Annotated in this window: 30 protein-coding genes and 1 tRNA gene; 10 read left to right on the plus strand and 21 right to left on the minus strand. The window is 69.2% G+C overall.

The window, feature by feature from the left end; all coding sequences use genetic code 11:
* Window positions 1-9 precede the first annotated feature (9 nt).
* Entirely contained in the window at window positions 10-477 is a 468-nt protein-coding gene (locus C0012_RS04630) for a DUF3237 family protein (RefSeq protein ID WP_110589539.1), read from the minus strand.
* A gap of 125 nt (window positions 478-602) precedes the next feature.
* Here C0012_RS04630 and C0012_RS04635 point away from each other — a divergent pair.
* The 3 genes from C0012_RS04635 to C0012_RS04645 all read left to right on the plus strand — a co-directional run bounded on the left by C0012_RS04635 (window position 603) and on the right by C0012_RS04645 (window position 2,478).
* Window positions 603-693 (plus strand) — tRNA-Ser (locus C0012_RS04635).
* A gap of 166 nt (window positions 694-859) precedes the next feature.
* Complete coding sequence (locus tag C0012_RS04640) at window positions 860-1,603, plus strand: helix-turn-helix transcriptional regulator (RefSeq protein WP_162621881.1); 744 nt, start codon at window positions 860-862, stop codon at window positions 1,601-1,603.
* Window positions 1,600-2,478, plus strand: coding sequence for a Fic family protein (locus C0012_RS04645; protein ID WP_198411056.1), 879 nt, complete (start codon window positions 1,600-1,602; stop codon window positions 2,476-2,478). The genes C0012_RS04640 and C0012_RS04645 overlap by 4 nt, the downstream gene beginning before the upstream one ends.
* Window positions 2,479-2,500: 22 nt before the next feature.
* Here C0012_RS04645 and C0012_RS04650 read toward each other — a convergent pair whose 3' ends face one another.
* Complete coding sequence (locus C0012_RS04650) at window positions 2,501-3,580, minus strand: Gfo/Idh/MocA family protein (RefSeq protein WP_110589537.1); 1,080 nt, start codon at window positions 3,578-3,580, stop codon at window positions 2,501-2,503.
* The gene (locus tag C0012_RS04655; protein ID WP_232527773.1) at window positions 3,553-4,290 is read right to left on the minus strand and encodes a ThuA domain-containing protein; all 738 of its coding nucleotides are present in this window, start codon (window positions 4,288-4,290) and stop codon (window positions 3,553-3,555) included. Before C0012_RS04655 ends, C0012_RS04650 begins: the two co-directional genes overlap by 28 nt.
* Window positions 4,291-4,384: 94 nt before the next feature.
* Here C0012_RS04655 and C0012_RS04660 point away from each other — a divergent pair, with 94 nt between their 5' ends.
* Window positions 4,385-5,449, plus strand: a complete 1,065-nt coding sequence (locus C0012_RS04660) for a LacI family DNA-binding transcriptional regulator (RefSeq protein ID WP_110589753.1) — start codon at window positions 4,385-4,387, stop codon at window positions 5,447-5,449.
* Between the two features lie 95 nt (window positions 5,450-5,544).
* Here the strand turns inward: C0012_RS04660 and C0012_RS04665 are convergent, their stop codons facing one another.
* The 8 genes from C0012_RS04665 to C0012_RS04700 form a co-directional block, all read right to left on the minus strand.
* Entirely contained in the window at window positions 5,545-6,546 is a 1,002-nt protein-coding gene (locus tag C0012_RS04665; protein WP_110589536.1) for an iron-siderophore ABC transporter substrate-binding protein, read from the minus strand.
* A 109-nt stretch (window positions 6,547-6,655) separates the two neighbouring features.
* Window positions 6,656-7,648 carry an ABC transporter substrate-binding protein gene (locus tag C0012_RS04670; protein WP_110589535.1) on the minus strand — a complete coding sequence of 331 codons (993 nt, stop codon included), beginning with the start codon at window positions 7,646-7,648 and terminating at the stop codon, window positions 6,656-6,658.
* 13 nt (window positions 7,649-7,661) lie between these two features.
* Window positions 7,662-8,486, minus strand: a complete 825-nt coding sequence (locus C0012_RS04675; protein WP_110589534.1) for an ABC transporter ATP-binding protein — start codon at window positions 8,484-8,486, stop codon at window positions 7,662-7,664.
* Complete coding sequence (locus C0012_RS04680; protein WP_110589533.1) at window positions 8,483-9,550, minus strand: FecCD family ABC transporter permease; 1,068 nt, start codon at window positions 9,548-9,550, stop codon at window positions 8,483-8,485. Before C0012_RS04680 ends, C0012_RS04675 begins: the two co-directional genes overlap by 4 nt.
* Entirely contained in the window at window positions 9,547-10,587 is a 1,041-nt protein-coding gene (locus C0012_RS04685; RefSeq protein WP_232527774.1) for an iron chelate uptake ABC transporter family permease subunit, read from the minus strand. The genes C0012_RS04680 and C0012_RS04685 overlap by 4 nt, the downstream gene beginning before the upstream one ends.
* The gene (locus tag C0012_RS04690; RefSeq protein WP_110589531.1) at window positions 10,587-11,438 is read right to left on the minus strand and encodes a siderophore-interacting protein; all 852 of its coding nucleotides are present in this window, start codon (window positions 11,436-11,438) and stop codon (window positions 10,587-10,589) included. The genes C0012_RS04685 and C0012_RS04690 overlap by 1 nt, the downstream gene beginning before the upstream one ends.
* Window positions 11,435-12,397 carry an ABC transporter substrate-binding protein gene (locus C0012_RS04695; protein ID WP_110589530.1) on the minus strand — a complete coding sequence of 321 codons (963 nt, stop codon included), beginning with the start codon at window positions 12,395-12,397 and terminating at the stop codon, window positions 11,435-11,437. The genes C0012_RS04690 and C0012_RS04695 overlap by 4 nt, the downstream gene beginning before the upstream one ends.
* A gap of 96 nt (window positions 12,398-12,493) precedes the next feature.
* Window positions 12,494-13,357, minus strand: coding sequence for a helix-turn-helix domain-containing protein (locus C0012_RS04700; protein WP_110589529.1), 864 nt, complete (start codon window positions 13,355-13,357; stop codon window positions 12,494-12,496).
* A 94-nt stretch (window positions 13,358-13,451) separates the two neighbouring features.
* Here C0012_RS04700 and C0012_RS04705 point away from each other — a divergent pair, with 94 nt between their 5' ends.
* Window positions 13,452-14,411 carry an L-lactate dehydrogenase gene (locus C0012_RS04705; RefSeq protein WP_110589528.1) on the plus strand — a complete coding sequence of 320 codons (960 nt, stop codon included), beginning with the start codon at window positions 13,452-13,454 and terminating at the stop codon, window positions 14,409-14,411.
* A 53-nt stretch (window positions 14,412-14,464) separates the two neighbouring features.
* On the opposite strand, the gene C0012_RS04710 is transcribed toward C0012_RS04705, so the two are convergent.
* The 9 genes from C0012_RS04710 to C0012_RS04750 all read right to left on the minus strand — a co-directional run bounded on the left by C0012_RS04710 (window position 14,465) and on the right by C0012_RS04750 (window position 22,606).
* A complete protein-coding gene (locus C0012_RS04710) occupies window positions 14,465-14,572 on the minus strand; it encodes an excalibur calcium-binding domain-containing protein (RefSeq protein ID WP_110589527.1) in 108 nt (35 codons plus the stop codon).
* A gap of 69 nt (window positions 14,573-14,641) precedes the next feature.
* Complete coding sequence (radA, locus tag C0012_RS04715) at window positions 14,642-15,994, minus strand: DNA repair protein RadA (protein ID WP_110589526.1); 1,353 nt, start codon at window positions 15,992-15,994, stop codon at window positions 14,642-14,644.
* Window positions 15,995-16,043: 49 nt separating this feature from the next.
* Window positions 16,044-16,409, minus strand: a complete 366-nt coding sequence (locus C0012_RS04720; RefSeq protein ID WP_110589525.1) for a YchJ family protein — start codon at window positions 16,407-16,409, stop codon at window positions 16,044-16,046.
* Window positions 16,410-16,412: 3 nt separating this feature from the next.
* A complete protein-coding gene (locus tag C0012_RS04725; RefSeq protein WP_110589524.1) occupies window positions 16,413-16,820 on the minus strand; it encodes an SseB family protein in 408 nt (135 codons plus the stop codon).
* Window positions 16,821-16,864: 44 nt separating this feature from the next.
* Window positions 16,865-17,539 (minus strand): hypothetical protein, encoded by a 675-nt coding sequence (locus tag C0012_RS04730; protein WP_110589523.1) that lies wholly within the window; start codon window positions 17,537-17,539, stop codon window positions 16,865-16,867.
* Window positions 17,540-17,562: 23 nt separating this feature from the next.
* Entirely contained in the window at window positions 17,563-18,069 is a 507-nt protein-coding gene (locus C0012_RS04735) for an amino-acid N-acetyltransferase (protein ID WP_110589522.1), read from the minus strand.
* Between the two features lie 154 nt (window positions 18,070-18,223).
* A complete protein-coding gene (locus C0012_RS04740) occupies window positions 18,224-19,273 on the minus strand; it encodes a DUF4349 domain-containing protein (RefSeq protein ID WP_110589521.1) in 1,050 nt (349 codons plus the stop codon).
* Window positions 19,273-19,827 carry an RNA polymerase sigma factor gene (locus C0012_RS04745; protein ID WP_110589520.1) on the minus strand — a complete coding sequence of 185 codons (555 nt, stop codon included), beginning with the start codon at window positions 19,825-19,827 and terminating at the stop codon, window positions 19,273-19,275. Before C0012_RS04745 ends, C0012_RS04740 begins: the two co-directional genes overlap by 1 nt.
* A 250-nt stretch (window positions 19,828-20,077) precedes the next feature.
* Window positions 20,078-22,606 (minus strand): ATP-dependent Clp protease ATP-binding subunit, encoded by a 2,529-nt coding sequence (locus tag C0012_RS04750; protein ID WP_110589519.1) that lies wholly within the window; start codon window positions 22,604-22,606, stop codon window positions 20,078-20,080.
* Window positions 22,607-22,733: 127 nt separating this feature from the next.
* Between C0012_RS04750 and C0012_RS04755 the strand changes: the two genes are divergently transcribed.
* The 4 genes from C0012_RS04755 to C0012_RS04770 all read left to right on the plus strand — a co-directional run bounded on the left by C0012_RS04755 (window position 22,734) and on the right by C0012_RS04770 (window position 24,945).
* Window positions 22,734-23,195, plus strand: coding sequence for an acyl-CoA thioesterase (locus C0012_RS04755; RefSeq protein WP_110589518.1), 462 nt, complete (start codon window positions 22,734-22,736; stop codon window positions 23,193-23,195).
* A 174-nt stretch (window positions 23,196-23,369) separates the two neighbouring features.
* Window positions 23,370-23,993 (plus strand): DUF2975 domain-containing protein, encoded by a 624-nt coding sequence (locus C0012_RS04760; protein WP_162621879.1) that lies wholly within the window; start codon window positions 23,370-23,372, stop codon window positions 23,991-23,993.
* Window positions 23,990-24,721 (plus strand): hypothetical protein, encoded by a 732-nt coding sequence (locus C0012_RS04765; RefSeq protein ID WP_110589516.1) that lies wholly within the window; start codon window positions 23,990-23,992, stop codon window positions 24,719-24,721. The genes C0012_RS04760 and C0012_RS04765 overlap by 4 nt, the downstream gene beginning before the upstream one ends.
* On the plus strand, window positions 24,718-24,945 hold the full coding sequence (locus C0012_RS04770) for a helix-turn-helix domain-containing protein (protein WP_110589515.1): 228 nt from the start codon (window positions 24,718-24,720) through the stop codon (window positions 24,943-24,945). Before C0012_RS04765 ends, C0012_RS04770 begins: the two co-directional genes overlap by 4 nt.
* A 240-nt stretch (window positions 24,946-25,185) precedes the next feature.
* Here the strand turns inward: C0012_RS04770 and C0012_RS04775 are convergent, their stop codons facing one another.
* On the minus strand, window positions 25,186-25,893 hold the full coding sequence (locus C0012_RS04775; protein ID WP_110589514.1) for a polyamine aminopropyltransferase: 708 nt from the start codon (window positions 25,891-25,893) through the stop codon (window positions 25,186-25,188).
* 235 nt (window positions 25,894-26,128) lie between these two features.
* Here C0012_RS04775 and C0012_RS04780 point away from each other — a divergent pair, with 235 nt between their 5' ends.
* Entirely contained in the window at window positions 26,129-26,638 is a 510-nt protein-coding gene (locus tag C0012_RS04780) for a macro domain-containing protein (RefSeq protein ID WP_110589513.1), read from the plus strand.
* The last annotated feature ends 19 nt before the right edge of the window (window positions 26,639-26,657 follow it).

A 26,657-nucleotide genomic window follows, 5' to 3' on the forward strand; every position in this document is an offset into this window, starting at 1 on the left:
TCGCGCGCCTTACGTCACGCGGTACGCGATGTAGCGCACGCGATTCGCCTCGCGGATGCAGGATCCGACGAAGATCGAATGCTCGAGCTCGGGGCGCGTCGACGACTCGATCGTGATGGCGGTGCGGAAGTAGTACCGCGAAGGATCCACCTCCTCGCCCCGCAGGAGCGCCTCGAGCACCTCCGGATCGCCGCTGCGGACGCCGCGCGCCGAGATGAACACGAGCTCTCCATCCGCGCCGCGGGCGCTGTACCGGGCGTCGAGCGCAATGGATCCGTCGGCGCGCACGACCTGCCAGTCGGCGCCGCCCGCGAGCAGCTCCCCCTCGAACATCCCCGTGATCGTCCCGCCGACGACCGGGATGATGCGCCGGTGCCCGACACTCGTCTGGCCGTGATCCTCGAGGGGGCCGAGCTCTGCATCGACCTCGAACGCGGGCTCGAGCTCAGGGACCGGCGGTTCGGCGACGCTGCTCATGCCCGCAGGCTATCGAGCGCGTATTCTCCCCCGCTCCACAACTCCTACCGAGCGGGAGAGCACCCCCAGCGGATCCCCAGCCACTCGATTTTGCGGGCACGTCACCGATCCGTAAACTTGATCTCGGTGACGTGTCCGAGCGGCCGAAGGTGCAACACTCGAAATGTTGTGTAGGGTAACCCCCTACCGTGGGTTCAAATCCCACCGTCACCGCCAGATAGAATCCCCCGCGGTCCCTTCTCTTGACTGGGATCGCGGGGGATTTTCTGTTCCTGCAGTTCAAGCCTCCCCGAGAAGCAGACATCAACATGCCCCTCCCGCACCGAGGGGACAATGCGCGCCTGTTGCACAAATGCAACACATGGTTGATAAAGTTGCAATCATGCAACACATCCTCGAGCGCCTCGTCACCCCACCGTCGGGGATGACGACAGCTGAGTTCGCGCGCCGGGCCGACGTCAACAGGTCGACGATCCACCGCATCGCCCGCGGCGAGACCGACCCCGCTCTCGGTACTCTGCGGGAGCTCGCGTTCGTGCACGGCCTTGACCTCGACCTCTCGCTCCGACCGCTCAGCGATCCGGACGCGGCTGCCGCCGCACGGGTGCTCCTGGACGAAGCGATGGGCGACTACGAGATCACGACGGGCACACGGCGCTGGATCAGCCGCCTGGACTCTTTCGCCGATCCGCTCGACATCATCGATACCGCGGGACGCGCCTCTGCGCCCGCGGAGCGCCCCGGTGCCGTCCTCCTCCGGGGAGACCGCTCTGCGCTCCGCCTCTCCTCCGCGGGGACCGCAGCGGGCGTGCCGTGGGCCGTCTCCGGTTGGGCCGGTCTCCTCGAAGCCGAAGGTGTCGCCGCGACATCGGGACCGAGCATCGTGTGGACCACCGATCCCGAGGCGACGGCCCGCATGCTCCTCGACACGCACCGACGAGTCACCTCCCCCGCGAACGCGCAGGTCGTCGTCGCCCCCGCCGCCGACGCCGTCTTCGTCGATGCATGGGAATCCGGACCGACGCGGCTCGTCGCTCCCGTCCAGATCCTCCTCGATTGCATCGGCCTCGGCGGTGAGCTCGAAGAGCTCGCCCGGCGAGTCGCAGAAGGCTGGTCAGAACGATGAACGAGAAGCGACGCGGCTGGGCCCTCGGCGCCGACGAGTATCGGCGACGCCGGGCCGCAGCGACGCAGGCGAGCCGTGCGGCCGCGGGTCAGGCAGACGCCGATCGGAACGCGCAGCGCGAGATGACGGGGATCAGCTGGGATCCCTCTCAGCTCGACATCACTCGTATTCGCGAAGTCGGCGTCACGAAGGCGCGACACCGCTTCCGCGCCGCACTTCCGGACCTCATCTGGAATGCCGCGGCGCTGGAGGGCAGCACGTTCACCCTCCCCGAGGTCAGAACACTCCTGGACGGTACGACCGTGCAGGGCAAGCGCCTTGAGGAAGAACGGCAAGTCCTCGCATTGAGCGAGGGATACAACCTCGTCGACGAGCTCGTCGACGCCGGCGAATTTCGCCTGGACAAGTCCACCTCAGACCGTGTCCACGGACTCATAGCCCGGCATGAGGCGATCGAGTCAGGACACTTCCGCGGCGAAGGGACCGCCCAAGGCGGCGGGACCGTCCAGTTGTCAACCGGCGGGTATGTCGACGGCACACCGCAAGACGAGCTCCCTGCCCGGTGGCAGCTGTTGATGGAGCAACTCGCCGAGATCGACGACGCACGGATGAGGGCGCTGGTCCACAACGCCGCGGCGACGCGCACCCAGTATTACTTCGACGGCAACAAGCGCACGGCCCGACTGATGATGGCTGGCGAGCTCATGTCCTCCGGGTACGACGCAGTGAACATCCCGCATTCACGTCGCCTCGAGTTCAATGTCGCCCTCGACGAGCTGTTCCGCACGGACGACGCGACCCAGCTCATCGAGTTCACGATCTCGTGCGCAGCGCCGGGCGACGGCCTGCCTGCCCGCCCCGGCTCATCGTCGTGAGAGAGCCGGGCAGCTGCGCTCCTCACCACTCCCCGACGGGGGTGAACGGGACGAGCGGGGGCCGCTCCGGCGCCGTCGTCAGCTCGATACGGCGTCCTGTCTCGGCGGAATCGCCCAGCGCGGTCATGATCTCGAGCACGTGCAGCGCGATCTCGCCGCTCGCGCGGCCGGATCCGGTGCGCAGGTGGTCGATCACCCCGATCCCGCGGCCCGCTCCCTCGTAGCCGGCCCTCTCGTCGACGAGCGACCACTGCGCGTCGCCGGGACGACGCACGCGCACCTCGCCGTCGAAGAGATTGGGATCCGGCACCGAGAGAGTGCCCGTCTCGCCGTGGATCTCGAGGGGCGCCGCGTCGGTCGCCGCGGCGTCGAAGCTGAAGGTGACGGTGGACACGGCGCCGCCGACGTGTTCGAGCACGCCCGTGACGTGGGTGTCGACCTCGACGGGGATCGTCTCGCCGGCGCGCGGACCGGATCCGATCGTCCGAGTGTCGCGCGGACGCGACGACGCCCCGACGACGCGGCGCACCGGTCCCAGCAGGTGCACGAGGCTCGTGAGGTAGTACGGCCCCATGTCGAGCAGCGGGCCGCCGCCGTCGCGATAGTAGAAGTCGGGGTGCGGGTGCCACGCCTCGTGGCCCGGCGCCACCCAGGTCGCGACGGCAGAGACGGGCCGGCCGATGCCGCCCGCGTCGACGACCGCGCGTGCGGTCTGGATCCCCGTCCCCAGGACGGTGTCGGGCGCGGCGCCGACCCAGGATCCCCGCGCCTCCGACAGCACGCGGCGCGCGTCGGGCAGCGTGGCCGCGAGGGGCTTCTCGCCGAACACGTCCGTTCCCGCGGCGAGCGCGGCGAGCGCGACCTCCGCGTGCGCGGCGGGGATCGTGAGATTGATGACCGTCTGCACGGCGGGATCCGCGACGAGCTCGTCGACGGTCATCGCCCGGCATCCGGGGATCCGCTTCGCGACGGCCTCGGCGCGTTCGCGATCGAGGTCGGCGGTCGCGACGATGCGCACCTCGGGGTGGGTCGCGAGCGTGCCGAGGTACTGCTCGGAGATGACGCCGAGCCCGACTATGCCGATTCCGTGCGGCTCGCCCACAGCATCCCCCTCTCGATGATGGTGCGCACATTCGCGTCGCGGAGGATGTCGGGGCTGTGCCCGGGAGTTGCGACGAACACGCGCCCGCTCCCCCAGCGCCTGGTCCACACGGCGGGCGTCGTGATCGGGCGATGCCACGGGTGATAGGGCTGGACGGGGTGCGTCGTGGTCGCGAGCACGTCGTTGAGGTCGTCTGTGAGCACCCAGTACTGCTCGGTGTCGAGAGCGAAGCCCTCGATACCGGCCGTGATCTCGTGCGAACGGCCGAGCTCGGTGATGTCGATCGTGTGGGGCAGGTAGTTGTCGGCCTCGCCGCCCTCGCGTTCGTCGGGGTGCCGCGCCGGGTGCGTCGCGAACTGGCCGCCCACGAGCTGCAGATAGTCGGAGCTGGCGCGGTACGAGTCGGCGATGCCGCCGTGCCAGCCGGCGAGTCCCGTGCCAGCCTCGACCGCGCCGCGCAGCCCGGTCAGCGCATCCCGCGAGATGTCCGACATCGTCACGCACTGCACGATGAGGTCGGTGTGCGCCATCTCGTCGCGGTCGGCGTAGATCTCGTTCGACTCCTCGACGCGTACCGCGAAGCCCTGTGCCGTGAGGAATGGGAGGAACATCTCCGTGGCGTCGACCGGATGGTGGCCTTCCCAGCCGCCCCGGACGACGAGGGCGCGGCGGGCTCCCCCTGTCGCCCCCGGCATCGTGCTCGACGTCATCGATCTGCTCCTTCGCATCGCCGGATCCGTGTACCGTGCAGAAGCTTCCCATCGCGTGACCCGATGCGCATGGCGATTGCGCAAAAATGGTCGGATGACATCAACCTCGCGCGTCACGCTCGCAGCCGTCGCGGCGCACGCCGGCGTGAGCATCGCCACGGCGTCGCGCGCGCTCCGCGGTCGCGGTGAAATGCGCGCGGACACCCGCGCGCGCGTGGCGCGTTCGGCGACCGAGCTCGGATACTCCGCCGGAGGCGAGGCCCGAGGCCGCCCGCGCCGCGGCACCGCTCTCCAGATCGATCTCGTGCTCGACCATTTCCACAGTTCCTACTCCGAAGAGATCGTCGCGGGGGCGCGAACCGCCGCCGCGGATCTCGGCTACGACCTGACGCTCACGGCCGAACGCGACGAGCCCGCAGACGACTGGCCCGAGCGAATCCGCTCCCGCGGCTCGGCGGGCGTCATCCTCGGTCTCATCGTGCCGACGCGCGAGCAGGTGCTCGCGATGGAGCGGGCGGGGATCCCGCTCGTCGTCGTGGATCCGCCCGCCGAGTCGGTCAGCCCGCTCCCGAGCGTGCGCACGACCGACCGCGCGGGCGGCGAAGCCGCGGCGCGACACCTCGTCGAACGCGGGGCGCGACGGTTCATCGTGATCGACGGCTCGCCGCCGTTCCGCTTCGGGCGCGCACGCGTCGAGGGGTTCACGCGCGCACTGGCCGACCTCGCACCCGACGCGGCGTGCATCCACACGAGCGCCGCATGGAGTGCACGGGACGCGCGGATCGCGTGCGGCACGGCGCTCGACGAGCACGACGACGGCGGACCGGTCGGCGTCTTCGCCTGCTCCGACGAGATGGCCGTCGGCGCATACGGCGCCGCGCACGACACCGGTCGGCGGATCCCCGACGACATGCTCGTCGTCGGATTCGATGACGTCCGGGGCGCGCGCTGGGTGCAGCCGCCGCTCACGACGATCCGCCAGCCGATCCGCGAGATGGCTGCCGCGGCGGTGCGGATCCTCGCCCGGGCATCCGCCGGGGCGGAGGTCGCGGACGAGACGGTCGTCTTGCCGACCGAACTCGTCGAGCGCGGATCCACGCGGCGCGGGTCCCCCGCCACCGTGTTCGCGGTGCACCCGTCTCCTGCGCCCGAGCAGTGACGCGATCATCGCGACGGGGACCGCGTCGAACCCGAAGCGGCCACGCGTGTCTGGGGCGTGGCGACGGTCGGGTCACGGTCAGCGCCCCCGTATTCTCACCCCTCGACCGCGGCCGCGATCTCAGGGACGAGATGATCGAGCGCGTAGGCGATCGACGGGGGCGTGTTGAGCGTGATTGACCACCGATCCGATCCTGCGACGGAGACGAAATCAGCGTCGAATCTTTCGAACAGCTCGTTCCCGGCTGCGACATCATCGTCAAGGTTCTCGGTGAGGAAGACGATGAGATCTCCGTCGAGCAGCCCGACCTCCTCCCCCGCGACCTCGAGGTAGACCGAGTCCGACTCACCGGTTGCCGCGACGGATTCGGGAAGCTCGAGTCCGAGCGATGCGAGGAACTCGCCACGCCCGTCAGCCGTGTTGTAGGAGTAATACACGCCGTCCCCCGGAAGCACGACGGCTCCGGTCAGCCCCTCGAGCCCGGGGTGACTCGCCCGTGCCGCGGCGGTCTGCGCGTCCAGGTCGTCAAGGAGGCGCTCCCCTTCATCCGGCACGCCGAGCGCCGCGGCGATCTGCCGCGTCGCCGTCTCTCGGCCGATGCGCCACGCGCTCTCCGCGTCGTCCGGGTGCATGACGGTCGGCGCGATGGAGGCCAGCCGAGCGTAGGCCTGATCGTCGAGGCGATGGCCCTGCACCGCCAGGATCAGGTCCGGACGAAGCGCGGCGATCTGCTCGAAGTCGAGCTCTGCCTCCGGGCCGAGGTACTCAGGGCGGGCGTCGCCCGCAAGCTCCTCCGTCCAGGGCATCAGCTCGTCGGTCATTGCGCCGGGCGCGTAATACCCGATCGGCGCGGTGCCGAGCGCGAGCGCGTTGTCGAGGTCGCCCCACCCGATCGTGACGACGCGTTCCGGCGGTGTGTCGACGACCGTCTCGCCGAAGGCGTGCTCGACCGTGAGGGGGAAGCCGTCCGCCGCTGCGGCGCCGGATCCGGCCCCGGCATCGACTGGAGCGGGATCCGCAGCGCAGCCGGCGAGCGCGACCGATGCGATGAGGAGGAGGGTGAGGGCCCGCTGCCGCGGGCGGGAGATGAGCGTCATGGCATCCTCCTGTTCGGGATCTGTGTGAGAACTTCTCGGGGCACGCCGCCTGCCGTCTCCGTGGCAGGTGTGAACCGTGTTGCCATGGGTGTCTTCTTTCAGGGGAGATTCAGCCGCCGATCGCGTCGGCCAGGACCGGCGCGAGTTCGTCGAGGGCGTAGGCGATCGACGACGGAGTGTTGATCGAGATCGCGTGCCTGCTCTCGCCCGTCACCGCGACGAACTCGGCGCCGAATCGCTCGAACAGCGCGTTGTCGTCGGCCGGGTCGTACTCGGGGTCGTCGGCCATGAACAGCACGAGGTCGCCGTCGAGCGCCCCGACCTCCTCCGGTGCCAGCTCCACGGTGAACGACGTGCCGTCGTAGCCATCGAGCAGACCTGCGGGCAGCTGCAGTCCGAGCTCCTCGAGGAACGCACCGCGTCCGTCGACAGGGGCGAACGCGTAGTAGAGACTCGCGTCGTAGGTGATGGCCGAGACTCCCGTCGCACCGACGAGTTCCGGATGCTCACTCTGCACCTCGGCGAAGCGATCGGCGAGGCCCTCGAGCATCTCCTCTCCGGCCTCGTCCCGTCCCACCGCGGCGGCGATCTGCCGGGTCCCCTCCGCCCGCGGCACCTGCCACCCGCCGTAGCCCGCGGGCCTCGCAACCGTCGGCGCGATGTCCTCGAGGATCGCGTACGACTCCTCGTCGACGCTCGTCCCCTGCACGGCGATGATGAGGTCGGGATCCAGCGAGGCGATCTTCTCGTAGTCGAGCTCGGTCGTGTATCCGAGGAACTCGGTCTCCTCGTCGCCGAGCATCTCCGCCTCCCACGGAGTCGGCTCTTCGGAGAACGAACCGAAGCGTCCCACGGGCACGATTCCCAGCGCGAGGAGGTTGTCGAAGTCGCCCCAGCCGATCGAGACGACGCGCTGCGGCTCCTCCTCCACGATCGTGCTGCCGAACTCGTGCTCGACCGTCACGGGGAAGGCCGCCTCAGCCGCCGCCGAATCGGCGGGCTCTGCGGAGGTGTCGGATGTCGCGGATGAACAGCCGGTGAGCGCGACGGCAGCCGTGAGCGCAAGTGCCGCGAAGCCGTTTCGAGTGTGTGTGGATGTCATGAGTTCTCTCGTTTCAGACGTGTGCGGGAGCGGGTACGGGAGACGTCCTGCCGCGCTCTCGACCGAGGGGCACGACCTGCGGCGTGCCAGCGACGGGATCCGGGACGACCCGACAGCGCAGGCCGAACACGTGCTCGACGAGCTCTTCCGTGATCACCTCCTCGGGCGCGCCCGTTGCGACGACTTCGCCGTCGCGCATCGCGATGAGGTGCGTGCCGTAGCGCGCCGCCTGATTGAGGTCGTGAAGGACAGCGACGAGGGTGCGCCCCTGCTCGTGCAGGTCCGTGAACAGCTCGAGCAGATCGATCTGGTGCGCGATGTCGAGGAACGTCGTCGGTTCGTCGAGCAGCAGGAGATCCGTCTCCTGCGCGAGGGCGAGCGCCACCCATACCCTCTGCCGCTGGCCGCCCGACAGCTCGTCGACGAGCCGGGCCGACAGATCCGTCGTCGACGTCACTCGCATCGCCGCCGCGACGGCGCGCTCGTCGTCCCGTGACCATTGCCGCAGGAATCCCTGGTGCGGCGCGCGGCCGCGTGCGACGAGATCGGCGACCGTGATGCCGTCGGGGGCGAGTGACGACTGCGGCAGCAGGCCGAGACGCCGACTGACCTCCTTCGTCTTGTAGGACAAGATGTCGGCGCCGTCCAGGATCACGCGCCCTGCAGACGGTGCGATGAGGCGCGACAGCGCCCGCAGCAGGGTCGACTTCCCACAGGCGTTGGGGCCGATGATGACGGTGAACGAGTCGGCGGGGATTTCGACGCTCAGCTGCTGTGAGATCGATCGGCCGTCGTAGCCGATCGTGATGTCCGCCGCGTGGAGGCGCGAAGTGGTCATGCGCGTCTTCTCATTTCGTGGATCAGGAGCCAGATCAGATAGCCGCCGCCGATGACGACGGTGACGACACCCACCGGAAGGGGACGTGGCAGCAGGTGCTGCGCGACGAGGTCGGCCGCGAGGAGCAGCGCGGCGCCCGTGCACGCGGCCGGCGCCAGGGTGATGCCGGGCGTGCGTGCGATCCGTCGCGCAATCTGCGGGGCGGCGAGGGCGATGAAGGCGATGGGGCCGGCGGCCGCCGTCACCGTTGCCGTGAGTGCGACGCCCCCGACGACGAGGCCCAGCCGAACCGGCTCGAGGCGCACGCCGAGCGCGCGTGCCGCATCGTCGCCGAGTTGCAGCTGGTTCAGGGATCCGCCGAGCGCGCCGACGCCGACGAGCAGAGCCGCGATGATCACGACGGCGATCCCCGCCTGCTCCCAGGTGATGCCGTTGAGGGATCCCGCGCCCCACGCCGCCGCGCTCATGGCGACTTCGAGATCGGCGCGCAGAAGCAGCCAGGTGTTCAGCGCGCCGAGCATCGCGGACGCCCCGATGCCGACGATGATGAGCCGGAACCCCGTGATGCCGCCTCGGTAGGCGAGGAGGTACACGGCGGCCGCGGTCGCGATGCCGCCGATGAGCGCTCCCCCGGCGACGAGCGCGTAACCGCCGCCGAGCACGATGATCACGATGAGCGCGCCGGTGTACGAACCGGATGCGAACCCGATGACATCGGGGCTCGCGAGCGGGTTTCGAGTGAGTCCCTGGAAGATCGCACCCGACATCCCGAGCGCCGCCCCGAGGACGATCGCGGCAAGGATCCGCGGAGCACGCCACTCGACGACGACGGTGCGGGCGAAGGTGTCGTCGGCGCCCCGCAAGACGTCGACGAGCTGCCCGAGGCCGATCGTGTAGCTGCCGAGCGCGAGGGCGACGATACCGCCCGCGATCGCGAGCGCCGCCAGCGCCGCGCAGACGGCCAGCGCCCGCGACGAGACGCGCAGCGACCGGCTCCCGACGCGCCACACCCGCTGCCCGCGGCCGAAGTCGACCGTCTCGCGCTGCTCGGTCACGACGCTCACAGTCCGCTCGCCTTCCGGCGACGCGCGAGCGCGATCAGGAGCGGTGCGCCGACGAACGCCGTGACGATGCCGACGGGAAGCTCGCCGGGGCGCATGACGACGCGCCCGAGCGTGTCGGCGACGATGACGAGGATCGGGCCCATCACGACGCAGTACGCGATGATCCAGCGCTGTTCCGGCCCGGTGATCCAGCGGGCGATGTGCGGGATCATGAGGCCGACGAAGAGGATGGGTCCCGCGACCGCCGTCGCGCCGCCCGCGAGCAGCGTGACGGCGACGATGACGCCGACGCGCACGAGTCCGATGCGGGTGCCGAGCGAGGCCGCCAGGTCGTCGCCGAGCGCGATGGCGTTGAGAGGCCCCGCGACGACGACCGCAACGACGAGCCCCGCCGCGAGAAACGGCAGCACCGGAAGGAGCACGTCGAGGCCGCGTCCGGCGACGGTCCCCGCGTTCCAGTTCCTCATCTGGTCGAAAGCCTCGGGGTCGAGCAGCACCATGCCCGTGGTGATCCCGGCGAGCACCGCGCCGAGCGCGACCCCCGCGAGCGTGAGACGCACGGGATCCGCCTGGCCGCCCGCCGAGCCGATGAGGTACACAGCGACCGTGACGATCAGCGCACCGGCGAAGGCGAGCCAGACGTGGCCGCGTATCGAGGCGACGCCGAATACGGCGACGCCCACCGCGACGAAGAACGCTGCTCCGGAGCTGACGCCGAGGATCCCCGGATCCGCGAGCGGGTTGCGTGTGAGCGCCTGGATGAGCGCGCCCGCGACGGCGAGCGCCGCTCCGACGGCCGCGGCGGCCGCCGCGCGCGGCAGACGCATCTCGCGCACGATGAAGTGCTCGTCGATCGCGGCGTCGTACGCGGTGAACGCCTCGATCACCGTTGCGAGCGGGATCTGCTTCGATCCGACCGCGATGCTCACGAGAACTGCGCAGCCGAGGACGACCGTGAGAACGGCGAGCACCCCCGCCCGGCGCGGGAACATCGGTATCGCAGCGCGGCGCGGAGCTTCGGGAGCGACCGTAACCATCAGCTCCGCGCCTGCCCGTGGCGCCAGTACCCGCTGAATGTGATCGCAGACTTCGATACGCCACCGGGCCCGGAGACGAGACGCCGCGCACGCTTGACCATGTCCGCCTCCGCACACAGCCACGCGTAGCTGATGCCGTCGACGTCGACGCCGTCCAGGATCCGTGGGACCGAGAACCCGGTGCGCTCCGTGCCGCGCACATGCCAGCGCACGTCGACGTCGGTCGCGATCTCGGTGACATCTTCTTCGCTCGGGACCTCGATGTGCGCGATCGATCCCGTTCCGGGGCGCGGGCGCCCGGGCGCCGGATCCGCGGATTCGAGGATCGAGATCAAGGCGGGCAGCGCCGTGATGTCGGCGAAGAACAGCTGTCGCTCGGCATCAGGAACGGGGTTGTACACCCCGTTTCCTTCGGCGATGCCGACCGCGTCTCCGGGACGAGCATGCGTGGCCCAGGTGCTTCCAGGACCGCTCGCGAGGCCGCTGCCGTGGAGGACGATGTCGACGTCGATCTCCGCCGAAGACGGGCGGTGGGCGCGGATCGTGTACCAGCGCAGCGTCGGGCGCTGCGCCTCGGGGATCAGCTCGGCGACGCCGCGCGGCGTTTCGGCCGTGATCTCGTCACCGGGGATCTCGATCCCGCCATCGCCGGGGATGAGAAGGGCGAAGAAGTCGTCAGCGCGGACACGCCGATAATCGGCCAGCTGCGGTGCGCGCAGCGTGACGCGACGCATGCGGGGCGTCAGGTCTTCGACGGCGACAACCGTGGCGAGGAACGCGCGATACGTTTCGCGACGCGCGGGAGGTTCCGCGTGGCGCAGGACCCGGGGCAGGCGAAGGAGCGGGGTCATCCGGCGTTCGCCATCTCTTCGAGCTCGACGGCGAGAGCCGTCGCCGCGCGAGCGAGGCCGTTGTTCAACGTGAGGTCGACCGAGAAGACACGATCACTCCGAGACGCGGGCAGCCGCTGGAAGGCGGCTGACTCGCCGAGCGCGGGGCTTTCGTCAAAGGCGAAGAGGGCGAGCGTGTCGACGTCGGAGACGATGTCGAAGTTCTCCGCGGAGATCTCGAAGTAGTTCTCCTCGTCTTCGGGGTCGCTGAGAGGGACGTCGATCCCGAGGTCCTCGGCGACGGCGGTGCTGTGCGTGTTCGTGAAGACGTACATACCGACGTCGTCCAGCGCCGTTCCCCAGGCGAGGCTCATCTCATCGAGACGGTCGCCGGATCGCGCGCGGATCTCCTCAACGAGATCGTCGTAGCGCGCAATTTCGGCCTCCACCTGCTCGGAGCGCTCGAGGATCGCGGCCTGTTCTCGCATCTGCCCCTTCCAGTCGGTTGCCCCGGTGTCGAGCGCCAGCACCGGCGCGATCTGTTCAAGCCGATCGGCACCATAGAAGTCGCCGTTGTAGGCGTTGAGCCGCATGACGATGAGGTCAGGATCCAGCGCCGCGATTGCCTCGTAGTCCGGCTCATTGCTGTCCGCGAACTCGAACGTCGCGAGGTCATCGGCCATCAGCTCGTCCAGCTCGTCGTACAAGTGCCCGTCGCGCCCGAAGAAGAATCCGGAGGCGACGACGGGGTACCCGAGCGTCAGGGAGAACTCGAGGTCCGCCCGACCTTCGATGACGAGGACACGCTCCGGATCAGCGGGGATCTCGGCAGAGAATCCCGCGTAGTCGAACGAGATCGTGGCGTCGTCGGAGCGTTCGAGCTCCGCCGCGGTCGACGGACCGCAGGCGACGAGTGCAGAGACGGCGAAGGTGGCGACGCCGACGAGGAGGATCCGGCGAGCGCGGGCGCGTGAAGGCATGGCAGAGTTCTCCGACAGAAAGTAAGGACAGCCTTACCTTAGGGAACCTGAAGGGAACGCGCTAGCGCGAATCGGACGCGATGTGTCGAGAAACGGTCAGGGGTAGGCGAGGAGCGCGCCCCGCGCGGAGTCGGACGCGACGGCCGTCGGCGTCACGCCGGTCACGTCCCGGAATGCGGCGATGAACGCGCTCGTCGAGAGGTAGCCGACGAGCCAGGCGGTCGCGCTCACCGATTCGCCATCCGCGAGGAGCGCGTACGCATCGCGCATTCGCAGCAGCCGCCGCCACCGACCGAAGCTCATGCCGACAGACGCCGTCATCGCCCTCGCCACGGTGCGCGAACTGAGCCCGAGGAACTCCGCCCACTGCTCGATGGAACGCGAGTCGGCGCAATCGTCAAGGAGCGTGGACACCATGGGCGCGATCCGCGGATCATCGGGAAGCGGGACCGCGAGGATCGGATCGTTCGCGGGACGAAACAGATCGATGCACACCTGCTGGAACCGCAGCTGGGAGGCGAGATCCAGCCGCTCGCGATTCATGTGGATGAGAAGCTCACGAAGGGCCGGGACGACCACTGTGCTCCCGGAGACTTCGGGTCGGAACCGTGCGACGTCGGAACGCAGATAGGTGATGCCGAAGCGCGCCGGCCCCCGCACCGAGACGGTGTGCAGGTCCCCCGCGCGGAACCATGCCCCCTGCCCGGGAAGCACCTGCCACGCGCGCCCACCGGCGCGCGCCATGAGCACTCCGGTGACGGGCCAGAGCAGCTGGTGCTCGTGCGCGTGCCGATGGGGATCCCATCCGGCAGCTCCTGTGGTCTCGAACATGACACTGCCGAACAGGTACGGGTCGGGCACGAGGCCCGGCCGGTCTGTGCCAGGCGTCACCTGCGCAGGATCGACGCGGCGCGAGATGAATCCGCGCGCGTCGTGCCTCTGCCTCGCGTCATCCGCCATGCCGATCTCCGTTCCCGAACGTCCGCGGCCATGATCCTATCGACGCCTGGCCCGCCCCCTTCCCCGGCATCGTCCTTGCTGAGATGATGAGATCATGCCCCTCATCGAGAGCCAAAAGGTCACAATCGTCGGTGCGGGGGCGGTGGGATCCGCGACCGCGTACGCCATGCTCATCCGCGGCGCGGCCCGCGATGTCGTCCTCTACGACATCAACGCGGCGCGCGTGAAGGCCGAGGCCCTCGACCTCGCGCACGGCGCGCTGTTCACGGGGACCGGTTCGGTCGTCGGGTCGAGCGACATCGCCGCGACAGCCGGATCTCACGTCATCATCGTCACGGCCGGCGCGGCGCAGCAGCCCGGGCAGACGCGCCTCGAACTCGTCGGTACGAACGCGCGCATCTTCGCCACGATGATCCCGCAGCTCATCGACGCATCACCGGACGCGGTCGTCATCGTCGTGACGAACCCGTGCGACGTGCTGACGATGCTCGCCGTCGAACAGACCGGCGCGGACCCCTCACGGATCTTCGCGTCCGGATGCGTGCTCGACACGTCGCGGCTGCGGTGGGTGCTCGCAGAACGCGCCGGTGTCGCGTCGAAGTCCGTGCACGCACTCATCGCGGGCGAGCACGGCGACACCGAGTTCCCGCTGTGGTCGACGGCGACGATCGGCCCGGTGCCCCTGCTCGAATGGATGCGCGACGGGGAGCGCGTCTTCACGCGCGACGACCTCGACGGCATCGCCCACGACGTGCGCACCGCCGCGTATTCGATCATCGACGGTAAGGGGGCGACGAACTACGCGATCGGCCTCGCCGCCACTCGCATCGCCGAAGCCGTACTGCGGGACGAGAACGCGATCCTCCCCGTCTCGACGGTGCTCACCGACTACTCCGGCATCAATGGCGTCGCGATGTCTGTGCCGTGCGTCGTGAACCGGTCCGGCGCACGCCCCGTGCGCGGGCTCCACCTCTCGGAGCGCGAGCTCGCGCAGCTGCACGCCTCCGCCGACACCCTCACCCGCACGGCAGACGCGGCGCGCACGTCGGCATAGAACACCCGCATCGCGGTACTTTCCCCGAGAGCGCCCCGCGCCCACGCAATATCTCACTCGCAGCCGACGCCGTCTCCATCGCGGTCGAGGTGCGGACCATAGCCCGGATCCCCTGCCCGGACCGGAGCGGCACCTGCGTCGCGAGCCGCCGAACGCCCCATATATCGACGAGCGAAGGTAAAGTGCGTTCGCGCTTTACGAAGCAGAAGTCCCGCTACCTCCCCGGCGCATCAGAACTCCGGAATGTCTTTTAGCGCGGGAGCTTTGTGGGCGCGGACGTCTTCCAGCGCCTCGCGGAGCTTGCCCGAGCGGTCGTCGATGACGCGCGAGTAGCCGAGACGGGTGGCCTCGCCTCGGCGCTGCGCCGCCTGCGTCACGGGACGCACTTCGCCCGCGAGCGAGAGCTCGCCCGCCGCCGCGATGTCGCGCGGCACGGCGAACTGCCGCAGGGATCCGGCGACGGCGATCGCGATCGCGAGATCGGCCGCAGGCTCGGTGAACTTCACGCCGCCCACCGTCGAGACGTAGACGTCCATGTCGCTCGTCTTGATGCCCGCGCGGCGCTCGAGCACGGCGAGCACCATGGCGACGCGAGACGAGTCGACCCCGTGCACGATCCGGCGCGGATTCGGGGCAGCCGTGGGGATCGTCAGCGCCTGCACCTCGACCGGCAGAGCGCGCTTACCCTCGAGCGAGATGCCGACGCAGGTGCCCGGCTCGGGCTCGCCCTGGGAGAGGAACATCCCCGAAGGATCGGGCACCTCCTGGATCCCGTCGCCGGTCATCTCGAAGCAGCCCACCTCGTCCGTCGGACCGAATCGGTTCTTGAGAGCACGGATGAATCGAAGGGCCGTCTGACGATCGCCCTCGAAATGGCACACGACGTCGACGAGATGCTCGAGCACGCGCGGGCCTGCGACGTTGCCGTCCTTCGTCACATGACCGACGAGGATGATCGGCAGGGCGCGCTCCTTCGCGACGCGGATGAGCGTCGACGCGACCTCGCGCACCTGGCCCGGCATACCCGCCGCACCGTCCTGCATGCTCGAGGCGACGGTCTGCACCGAGTCGACGATCACGAGTTCGGGCGAGACGGAGTCGATGTGCCCGATCACGGTCGCGAGGTCGGTCTCGCTCGCGAGGAACAGCTCGTCGTGCAGCGCCCCCGTGCGCTCGGCACGCAGGCGCACCTGTGCGACGGATTCCTCGGCGCTGACGTAGAGAACGCGCCGCCCCTCGCGCGCCGCACGCGCCGCGACCTCGAGCAGAAGGGTCGACTTGCCGACGCCGGGCTCGCCCGACAGCAGCACCGCGGCGCCCGGAACGACGCCTCCGCCGAGCACGCGGTCGAACTCGCCCACGCCGCTGGGGCGCCGCGGCGACTCGCTCGTCGAGACGTGCGTGATCGGCTGCGCGGCCGAACTCGGTGCCAGCGACTGCACCCGCTGCGAAGCCGGTTTCGCCCCCTGCTCGACGACCGTGCCCCACTGCTGGCACTCGCCGCAGCGCCCGACCCATTTCATCGTCGTCCACCCGCATTCGCTGCAGACGTATGCGGGGGCGGCGGAGCGCTTCGTAGCCATGGGTCCAGGCTAGGCGGGAGGTCTGACAGACGAACGCAGGCGGGCGTGCCTACGCCACGTCGCCGTCGACGTACACCCACCGCCCGCCGCGGCGGACGAATCGCGAGTGCTCGCGCAGCTCTCCGGGACCGTCCGGGCCCTCGTATCGCGCGACGAAGTCGACGGTTCCCGTGTCGCCGTCGACCGCGGATCCGAGGATCGTCAGCCCCGCCCACCGGATCGACGGATCCGCCGAGACATCATCGGGGCGCGTGCGCGGGTGCCACGTGCGAGCGAGGTAAAAGCGGTCGCCCTTCGAGAAAGCCGAATAACGCGAACGCATCAGCTCCTCGGGCGTCGCCGCGTCGCGCTCACCCCTGTGCAGGGGACCGCAGCAGGTCGCGTAGGTACCGGATCCGCAGGGGCAGACGTCCATGCCCTACGCCTCGAGAGTCCGCAGCAGCTCCTCCGGCGGCGCCTGCATGGGGTGCGGCCCCGCGATGTCGAGGAACACCGTCGTGATCGTGTCGAGGTGCTGCTTCAGGAACCCCTCGAGCCAGGCCGGCGAATACGCGCCGACAGCGGGCGGCAGGTTCTCGGGCTTGTTGCGTGCGTCGCTGAACAGCAGCAGCGCGACCTCGCCCGTCTTCGGGTCCCGGAACGTCCACACTTCACCCGAGTCGAGCGGATTGTCACGCGCACCCGGCTTGATGAGCGGGACGATCGTGTTGCCATTGCGCAGCGCGAGCGCGACAGCCGCCATGTCCTGCTTCTCAAGCGCCTGCGCGAGCGCCTCGGAGCGGAACTCCGCCGGATCCGCGACCTTCTTGCCTCGCTTCTTGGCCATGGATCCAGCGTACGTGCGCGCCCGATCCCGTCACGAATCGCGGCTCAATACAGGATGAACGAGTTCGGCGCCGAGGTGACCTCGCCGAGCCGCACCGTCAGCGTGTAGGTCGCGCCGCCGCCCACCGCACCCGGCCGGTTGTCGGCGTCGCACGTGTCGTCGTACGAGCGCGTGCGATCCCACGTCACCGGATCCACCGTCGACACGGTCTGCCCGGCCTCGAGCGTCACCCACTGGTCTGACGGATCCACCTGGCAGTCGGTCGAGCGCCACCAGTCGTCGGGGCCGCTCGACACGACGAAACGCTGCTGCTTCGTGCCGACGTTGACGACGCAATCAACAGCGCCGACGTTGGTCAGCTCCATCGACAGCTTCGGATTCTGCTCGGGCTGATACGTGTCCTGATCGGTGACGGCGACAACCTGAAGCGCCCCGTTGGCGCACGCCTCAGGTTCCTGTTCGGTCGGCTCCGGCGTCGGCCCGCCCCCGCCGTTCGGCGACGCCGTGGGCAGAATCGTGGGGATCGGATCCGCCGACTCCTCCGCCACGGGCTCATCGCTGAGAAACGGCAGATTCTGCCAGGGCTGCTCCTGCACCAGCCAGCGGATCCCGAAGACTGCTCCCGTGACGGCGGCCGCGAGCAGGATCAGCGTCAGCACGAAGACGACGAGTCGTCGCCGCCGGTACACGGCCTTGGACGGCCTCCGCTTCGCTCCCACGACGTCAGACTATTCGCCCACCGTCAGGCGAGCTGCTTGAGCATGCGGGTGTTGCCGAGAGTGTTCGGCTTCACGTGCGCGAGATCGAGGAACTCGGCGATGCCCTCGTCGGGGCTGCGCACGAGCTGCGAGTAGACGTCGGGCGAGACAACCTGCTCGCCGATCTCGGTGAATCCGCGGCGCTCGAAGAATGCCGTCTCGAAGGTGAGACAGAACAGGCGCGTGATGCCCAGCTCGCGCGCATTGTCCTCGAGTCGGTCCACGATCGCGCGGCCGACGCCGCGATGCAGCCACTCGTCAGCGACGAGGAGAGTGCGCACCTCGCCGAGGTGTTCCCACATCACGTGCAGGGCACCGCAGCCGATCACGCGGTCGTCGTCATCGACCGCGACAACGAACTCCTGCGTGGCCTCGTAGAGCACGACGAGCTCCTTGCCGAGCAGGATGCGGCGCATCACGAACGGCTGCAGCATCTCGTGCACCGCCGCCATGTCGGCGGCGCGGGCGGGGCGCACGGAGAAGTCGGTCATCGCGGTCAGGCTACTCCGCGCGCCTGGTGAGCGCCTCGGAGGCGCGCGGTGCCGGCACCCGCCGCAACACAACGCAGTCAATCCGAAGCCGGTGCGGCCGCCACACCCGAAAACGACCAGAGCTGCGCGAAATCGACTGCGTTGTGTTTCTCCGTCATGCCTTCCGGTGCCGGGCCACGCGCACGATCACCCAGACGACGACGCCTGCGACGAGCAGCACGCCGGCCCACGGCAGCACGAAGCCGACGGCGACGACGAGGCCGTTAGCGAAGGCGACGAGGCCGTTCCAGCCGGTCAGCAGGCCGTCGCCGAAGCCCGCGGGATCCGTCGACGCAACCTCGCGGTCGCGCGTCAGCTCGACGTGGAGGGTCGACATCGCGACCTGGTCATCGAGGTGCTCGAGCTCGCGCTGGTACGACTCGAGCTGCGCCTGCCGCTCCGACAGCGCGGCCTCCGCGTCGAGGAGATCACTGACCGATCCGGCCTGTTCCATGAGCTCGGAGAGCCGGTCGACCGACGTCTGCGTCGCGTCGATCCGCGCCTCGAGGTCGATCGCCTGTGACGTGACGTCGTTCTCGGAGATCTCGGTGCTCGTCACCTCGCCGATGTCGCCGAGCGCGGTGCGCACAGCATCGAGCTCCTCCGCGGGGATCCGCAGGGTCGCCCAGCCGGATCGGATCTCCTCGGCGGCGTTCACATCCTCTTCGAAGCGGTCGCTCGAGGATCCGAGCGACTCGACGTATCCGTCGTGCTCCCTCGCGAGGGCGGTCACCTCGTCCGTCGCGACGAGGATGTCCCCCACGACGAGCGTCATGAACCCGTTGCGGATGACGCGGCGGTCGTCGTCCGCGGCGACCTCCGACGAGACGAGAGACTCGGATCCGTCGATCGCCGACTCCCCCGCGGCCGCGCGGTCTTCGACGAGCGCGTCGTCCCCGCCTTCCATCGGCGCAGGCTCGGGGAGCACGTCTGCGGCGTCGCCGGCGGAGCCTGCGAGGTTCTGATCCATCGCGAGCGGAACGACGACGATGGCCGCGACGATCACGGCGGCCGCGGTGATCCCCCCGCCTACCCAGCGCCGGCGCTTCCGCGATCGGGCCCGGTCGGCGGTGCGCTCCCGGGTGATCTCGGAGAAGACGCCCGCCTCGATACGCTGGACGGCCTCGTCCGACAGCTCGGGCAGATCCTTGTCTGTGGTGTTCATCACGCTTCCTCCCTGACGACGGAACGCAGCCGCGTTCGGATTCGGGAGAGACGATTGCGCACGGATCCGTGGGCGACGCCAAGCTCGTCGGCGGCCGCCGCGTAGGCGTATCCCTGGGTGATGCAGAGGGTGAAGATCTGCCGATCGGTGTCGCTCATGCGAGCCACCTCGCGCGCGATGCGATCGGCGAGCTCGACGTCGATCACCTGCTGTTCGACGTCGACGGTGTCGGGCTGCCGTTCGTCCACGCTCCCCGCCGTATGTTCGCGCTCGCGCCGGCGCTGACGGATCCGGTTGGCCGCCACGTTCCGACAGATCGTCGCGAGCCACGGCAGGGCCGAGGCACCGGCGAGCTCGAAGCCGCGCAACTTGCGCCAGGCGACCGCGAACGTCTCCTGCACAACGTCCTCGGCATCGCCGCGGTCGTCGAGCAGGCCGTGCGCAATCCAGAACACGGGGCGCACATAGGCGCGGAAAAGCGCGCGGAAGGCTGTCTCGCTGCCGTCTGCGGCCGCGGCCACCAGCTCCGCGTCGGTGCTGTCTGCGTCGATCATCGGTCCGCCCGTCCTCGGGTGCAATCGTCTCTCACCCTGCACAGTGTCGCGAGGTGGTCGATCGTCTCAGATCCGTTTCGTTACCCGATGCACAACGACGCCATTTCTGAGCCAGTAGACCCCACCACCCCCGGAATTCCGCGGTTCTCGCTCCTCGCAGCTCGAAAATTGGCGTCGTCATGCAGGAGAGGCCGCACACGCAGAAGCCCCCGCCGTCCAACGGGACGGCGGGGGCTCTGGGCCGGAAGGCTTACTCGCCGAAGGCGGTGACCTCGGGCGTCGCGGAGATGTCGCCCCCCGTGTTCACACCGACCGACAGCTGCTCGCCGCGCGGCTCGTTGTGGAACGAGAACTCACCGTCGACGATGTCGACCTTGATGTGGTGCCCCGACTCAAGCTGGCCCGAGAGCATCGACTCGCTGAGGCGATCCTCGATCTCGCGCTGCATGGCGCGACGCAGCGGACGCGCACCGAGCGACGGGTCGAAGCCGATCTCGATGAGGCGCTCCTTGGCGGCCTGCGTCAGCTCGATCGACATGTCGCGGTCGAGCAGACGCTCGGCGAGGCGCTTCGTGAAGAGGTCGACGATCTGCAGCAGCTCGGACTTCTTCAGCTGCGGGAAGACGATGACGTCGTCCACACGGTTGAGGAACTCGGGCTTGAAGTGCCGCTTGAGCTCTTCGTCGACCTTGCCCTTCATCCGCTCGTAGCTCGTCTTCTCGTTGCCCTCGACCTGGAAGCCGACGGGGCCGCCCGCGATCGCCGACGAACCGAGGTTCGTCGTCATGATGATCACGGTGTTCTTGAAGTCGACGATGCGACCCTGACCGTCGGTCAGGCGACCCTCCTCGAGGATCTGCAGCAGCGAGTTGAAGATGTCGGGGTGCGCCTTCTCGATCTCGTCGAAGAGCACGACCGAGAACGGCTTGCGGCGCACCTTCTCGGTGAGCTGGCCGCCCTCTTCGAATCCGACGAATCCGGGAGGGGCACCGAAGAGGCGCGACACGGTGTGCTTCTCGCCGAACTCCGACATGTCGAGGCTGATCAGCGCATCCTCATCGTCGAAGAGGAACTCGGCGAGCGCCTTCGCGAGCTCGGTCTTTCCGACGCCCGTGGGGCCGGCGAAGATGAACGAACCCGAGGGACGCTTCGGATCCTTGAGGCCCGCACGCTGGCGGCGGATCGTCTTCGAGAGGGCCGAGATGGCCTCCTCCTGGCCGATGACGCGCTGGTGCAGCGCCTTCTCCATGAAGACGAGACGGCTCGTCTCCTCCTCGGTGAGCTTGAACACGGGGATCCCCGTGGCCTGAGCCAGCACCTCGGCGATGAGGCCCTCGTCGACGACCTCCTTCGACTCGACCTCGCCCGCGCGCCACTGCTTCTCGAGGCGCAGGCGCTCGCCGAGCAGCTGCTTCTCCTCGTCGCGCAGGGCAGCGGCCTTCTCGAAGTCCTGCTCCTCGGAGGCGGTCTCCTTCTGCTCCCGGACCTTCGCGATCTTCTCGTCGAACTCGCGCAGCTCGGGCGGGCTCGAGAGGATCGACAGGCGCAGACGGGCGCCGGCCTCGTCGATCAGGTCGATCGCCTTGTCGGGCAGGAAGCGGTCCTGGATGTAGCGGTCGGCCAGGTTCGCGGCCGACACGATGGCGCCGTCGGTGATCTGCACCTTGTGGAACGCCTCATAGTGGTCGCGCAGGCCCTTGAGGATGTTGATCGCGTGCGGCAGCGACGGCTCGTTGACCTGGATCGGCTGGAAGCGGCGCTCGAGCGCGGCGTCCTTCTCGAAGTGCTTGCGGTACTCGTCGAGCGTCGTGGCACCGATGGTCTGCAGCTCGCCGCGGGCGAGCAGCGGCTTGAGGATGCTGGCGGCGTCTATTGCGCCCTCAGCCGCGCCGGCGCCGACGAGCGTGTGGATCTCGTCGATGAAGACGATGATGTCACCGCGCGTGCGGATCTCCTTCGTCACCTTCTTGAGGCGCTCCTCGAAGTCGCCGCGGTAACGGGATCCGGCGATGAGGGATCCGAGGTCAAGCGAGTAGACCTGCTTGTCCTTGAGCGTCTCGGGCACATCGCCCTTGACGACCGCCTGCGCGAGGCCCTCGACGACGGCGGTCTTGCCGACGCCGGGCTCGCCGATGAGGACGGGGTTGTTCTTGGAGCGGCGCGACAGGATCTGCATGACGCGCTCGATCTCCTTCTCGCGCCCGATGACCGGGTCGAGCTGGCTGTCGCGCGCGGCCTGCGTGAGGTTGCGGCCGAACTGGTCGAGCACCTGCGAGCCGCCCTTGCCGCTCGACTCCTGCTGCTCCTGCCCCGTCGTGGCGACGCCGACGGGCTCCTTGCCCTGGTATCCGCTGAGCAGCTGGATGACCTGCTGGCGCACCTTGTTCAGGTCGGCGCCGAGCTTGACGAGCACCTGTGCGGCGACGCCCTCGCCCTCGCGGATCAGCCCGAGCAGGATGTGCTCGGTGCCGATGTAGTTGTGGCCGAGCTGCAGTGCTTCGCGCAGCGACAGCTCAAGAACCTTCTTCGCGCGGGGCGTGAAGGGGATGTGGCCCGTGGGCTGCTGCTGCCCCTGGCCGATGATGTCCTGCACCTGCTCGCGCACGGCGTCGAGCGAGATGTCGAGCGACTCGAGCGCCTTCGCGGCGACGCCCTCGCCCTCGTGAATCAGCCCGAGCAGGATGTGCTCAGTGCCGATGTAGTTGTGGTTGAGCATCTTCGCCTCTTCTTGGGCGAGCACAACCACGCGACGGGCACGGTCGGTGAACCTCTCGAACATGTCACTCCTCCGGGCGCTGGGGCCGATCGACGACACGATGGAACGCGCCGTGCTTCCACGGTAGCCACGTGCACGGGCCCCCGTCGCCGTGTTCGCCGTGGGCATATCCGGGTGCGACCATGACGTCATGCGCATTCACATCCCGGTCCACCGCCGGTGGGGCGATCAGGACGCCCTCGGCCACATCAACAACGTCTCCCTCCTGAAGCTCCTCGAGGAGGCGCGAGTGAGGGCCTTCTGGCGCGACGAGGGATCCGCGGAAGATGCGCCATTGGCGGTGCTCGACGCGGACACTGTCTCGACCGGCGCCGGCCTCGCGACGCTCATCGCGCGGCAGGAAATCGAATACCTCGCCCCTGTGCCCTACGCGAGAGAGCCCCTCGATGTGCAGATGTGGCTCGGGAAGATCGGCGGCTCGAGCTTCGAGATCTGCTACGAGGTCATGGGCGACGGCGGCACCCGCTACGCGCGAGCGACGACCGTCGTGGTCCTCGTCGACACGGAGACGGGCCGCCCCACCCGCCTCCCCACCGACGCCCGCACCGCGTGGGAGCCGTATGCGGAGGAGCCGATCTCGTACCGGCGGTGAAGGGGCGCGCCTGCGGCAGCACAACGCAGTCGATCTGACGCGGATCGGGCCGAACGAGCCGCTTGAGGGTTTCTCGGGCTGTTCTGACTGCGTTGTGTTGACGACCCCTTGACTTATCGTTTTTCGTTGTTATCGTTTTTCGATAAGAGTCGAATGGTCCAACGGGGAGGGCTCATGGAACGCACAGGAGAAGCCGCCGACGCGGTGCTCACGAAGGATGATCGCTGGAGCGCGATCGGAACGGTCGCCCTGGCCGTGTTGCTCGGATCAGCGACGGTCGCTTTCGGCGTCGCCGACATCGTGCGGATCGTCACGGAGGATCCGGTGTCGCTGCTTGCGCCGTTCTCGGGCGAGCCCGCACAATTGCCGATCGGCCCCGGCGCGGAAATGCGCGAGGTGTCCGTCGAGAGCGCCCACATCTCGGCCCCCGGGATCCCCGCAGTTTCGTACACGGCGCTCGTCGGCGGGGTGGTCGCCGGGATTGTCGCAACGCTCGTCGTGCTCGCGTGTGTGAGCGTGCTGTGCCTCAACATCGTGCGACGCCGGATCTTCGCCGTCTCGAACGCCCGAGCGCTCACGATCGCCGCATCCGCCGTCGGCTTCGGCTGGGCCGTGACGTTCCTGGCGGACACCGTCGCGATCAATGGAGCATTCAACGCAATCAGCGGCGGCGACTACAACAACGTGCTCGCGCAGACGAACTTCACTCCGTTGCTCGGCGTCTTCGTCCTCGGCGCCCTCGCCGCGGCATTCCGGGTCGGCGAACGCCTTCAGCGCGACACCGAGGGGCTCGTGTGAGCGTCACGGGTCAGACGCTCGGGGAGGCGCTCGGGTGGCTCGCACTGCTGGCCGCGATCGTCGCGGCAGTCTGCACGGTCTTCGTGTTTCTCGCGCGACGGACCGGTCCGGGCGACATGGCGCTCCGCGCGACGCGAGGGCTCGCGCTCGCCTGGCTGTTCCTCTGCGTCGTCGGCGCCGGCTTCGCGGTCTACAACACTCTCCTCGCGCCGACGATCACCGTCGCCGCTCCCCTGCCCGAGCTCCTTTCCAGCGCCAACCTCTGCGCGACGGCGGCGGATCCCGCAACTGAATGCGTCGTCCACGCGACCGACGGCTGGTTCGAGGCGGCGAGCCCGTCGGCCGGCGCGCGGGCGGCGCTGTTCGGCGGCTTGTTCCTCCAGCTCATCGGATCCGCGGTGCCGGCCGCCGCGCTGCTCGCGCTGGCGAATCGCGCATTGGCCGGCCGCCCCTTCAGCACGCAGGCCGTGCGTTGGATCACGGCGAGCGCCATCGCGATCTTCGTCTGCGGGACGCTGTCGCCGCTGCTGACGCGGATCGGCTCGGTGATCGCCGCGGGGGATGCCCTTGACGCTGCGACGAGCTCCCTGCGTTTTCAGCTGTCCGTGCCGTATTGGCCGGCCCTCGCGGCGCTCGCGCTCGTCTGCCTCGCGAAGATCTTCGCCCACGGCGCGCGCCTCAGCTCTGAGAACGCACGGCTTCGGCGCGACACCGAAGGGCTCGTGTGACGCCCGCTTCCGAGGATCTCTCGGGGATCCACTGCCGCCTCGACGAGCTGCTCGCCGAGCGCAACAAGACACTGACCGCGCTGGCCGACGAGGTCGGCGTGAGCATCGTGAACCTGTCGGTGCTGAAGAACGACCGGGCGAAAGCGATCCGGTTCTCGACACTCATCGCGATCTGCGATGCTCTCGATTGCGAGGTCGGCGAGCTGCTCGTCCGGGCGAGGTGAGGGTCTCTCCCGGAGCACCATCCCCCGCACCGCCCGACGTTCGTGGACCACGGCCACAGAAAACCGTCCCCCGACCTGCGCCACCGAACCACCCGAGTGCCCACACGCCCCTTCCGGCGATCGCTGCGGCACAACGGCACTCGGTACGGCGCCGGACCCGACCGCCACCCGGCGCCCGAGTGCCCACCCGCCCCTCCCAGCAGGCTCAGCGGCGGATCCGCACTCGGGAAGGCACCGCTCTCAGCCGCGCCGGCGCCCGACGTAGACCGTGTTCGACGAGACACCGCCCGTGACAGGGTTGTCGAAGTCGACGACGTGGGCGGCCGAAGCGTCGAACACCGCCTCGAGCTCGGTCATGAAGTCGTCGTCGGGCGGATCGTCCGACCACAGCGCGAAGACGCCCTCCGGCGCGAGGTGGCGGGCGAGCCGCGTCAGGCCGTCGACTGTGTAGAGCGAAGCGTGGGTCGGATCCAGCTGATGACGCGGAGAGTGATCCACGTCGAGCAGGATCGCGTCGTAGCCGGTGTGCCCGTCGGCGGGATCCGCTCGCATGACGGCGAAGAAGTCGTCCTCGACGAGGGACGTACGTGCATCGCGGACGAGCTCCGTCGAGGCCGGCAGCAGCTCGCGCTCGTGCCAGCCGATGACGGCGCCGAGCCGGTCGATCACCGTGAGCGCGCTCACGCGTTCGTCTCGCAGGGCGGCGACGGCGGTGTAGCCGAGCCCGAGTCCGCCAACCAGGACCGACAGATTCTGCCCCTCGACGGCGGCGAGGCCGAGGTGCGCGAGCTCTTCCTCGGCGACGGTGAACAGGCTCGACATGAGGTACTCGTCGCCGAGCTTGACCTCGTAGATCTCGCGCCCGACGGCCGGTTCCGTGCGCCGTCGCAGCGTGAGGTCGCCGATCGGGGTGGGCTGCCAGTCGAGCTCCTCGAACCGAGTGATCACTGCGGCTTCCCTTCGTCGACGTCCACACTATCCGCCGCCCCGTACGGATCCTGCCCGATGCATCGCCCCCCTGCACAACGACGCCAATTCTGGGCCGACCCAGCCGACACGCCGGGCTTCCGGGCCGCCGCCGTCAGATCTGGCGTCGTTGTGCAGCTGCGAACCCGCCACCGCCGTCCGAACACATCCGGCAGACCCCGTCGCGATCCTCGACCTCCCGCGCGACACTTGACCCATGGCGACCCTCACGGCGGTTCTCGGCGACATCGCATCCCAGCGCGCCGATGCGGTCGTCAACGCCGCGAGCCCGGTGATGCGGGGCGGCGGGGGTGTCGATGGCGCGATCCACCGCGCGGGCGGCCCGGAGATCCTCGCCGAGTGCGTCCGGAAGTTTCCCAACGGACTCGCAACCGGCGAAGCCGGATGGACGACGGCCGGCGAGATGCGGGCACGGTGGGTGATCCACGCGGTCGGACCGAATCGCCACGCTGGCCAGACAGACCGCGAACTGCTCACGAACTGCTACCGCCGCTCGCTCGCCGTCGCCGACGAGCTCGGGGCGCGATCCGTGGCGTTCCCTCTCATCAGCGCAGGCGCGTACGGCTGGCCGCTCGACGACGCGATCGCCGCCGCCGTCGAAACACTCGGCGCGACTGCCACCGACGTCGAGGACATCCGTCTCGTGGCGCGCGATGCGGCCGTATGGCGCAAGCTGCGCGCGGAGGTCGAAGCCGCGCACGCGTGAGTCGCGGCGATCGGCGATA

It is taken from the genome of Microbacterium suaedae, from assembly GCF_003254645.1.
In the GTDB taxonomy this organism is placed as follows: domain Bacteria; phylum Actinomycetota; class Actinomycetes; order Actinomycetales; family Microbacteriaceae; genus Microbacterium; species Microbacterium suaedae.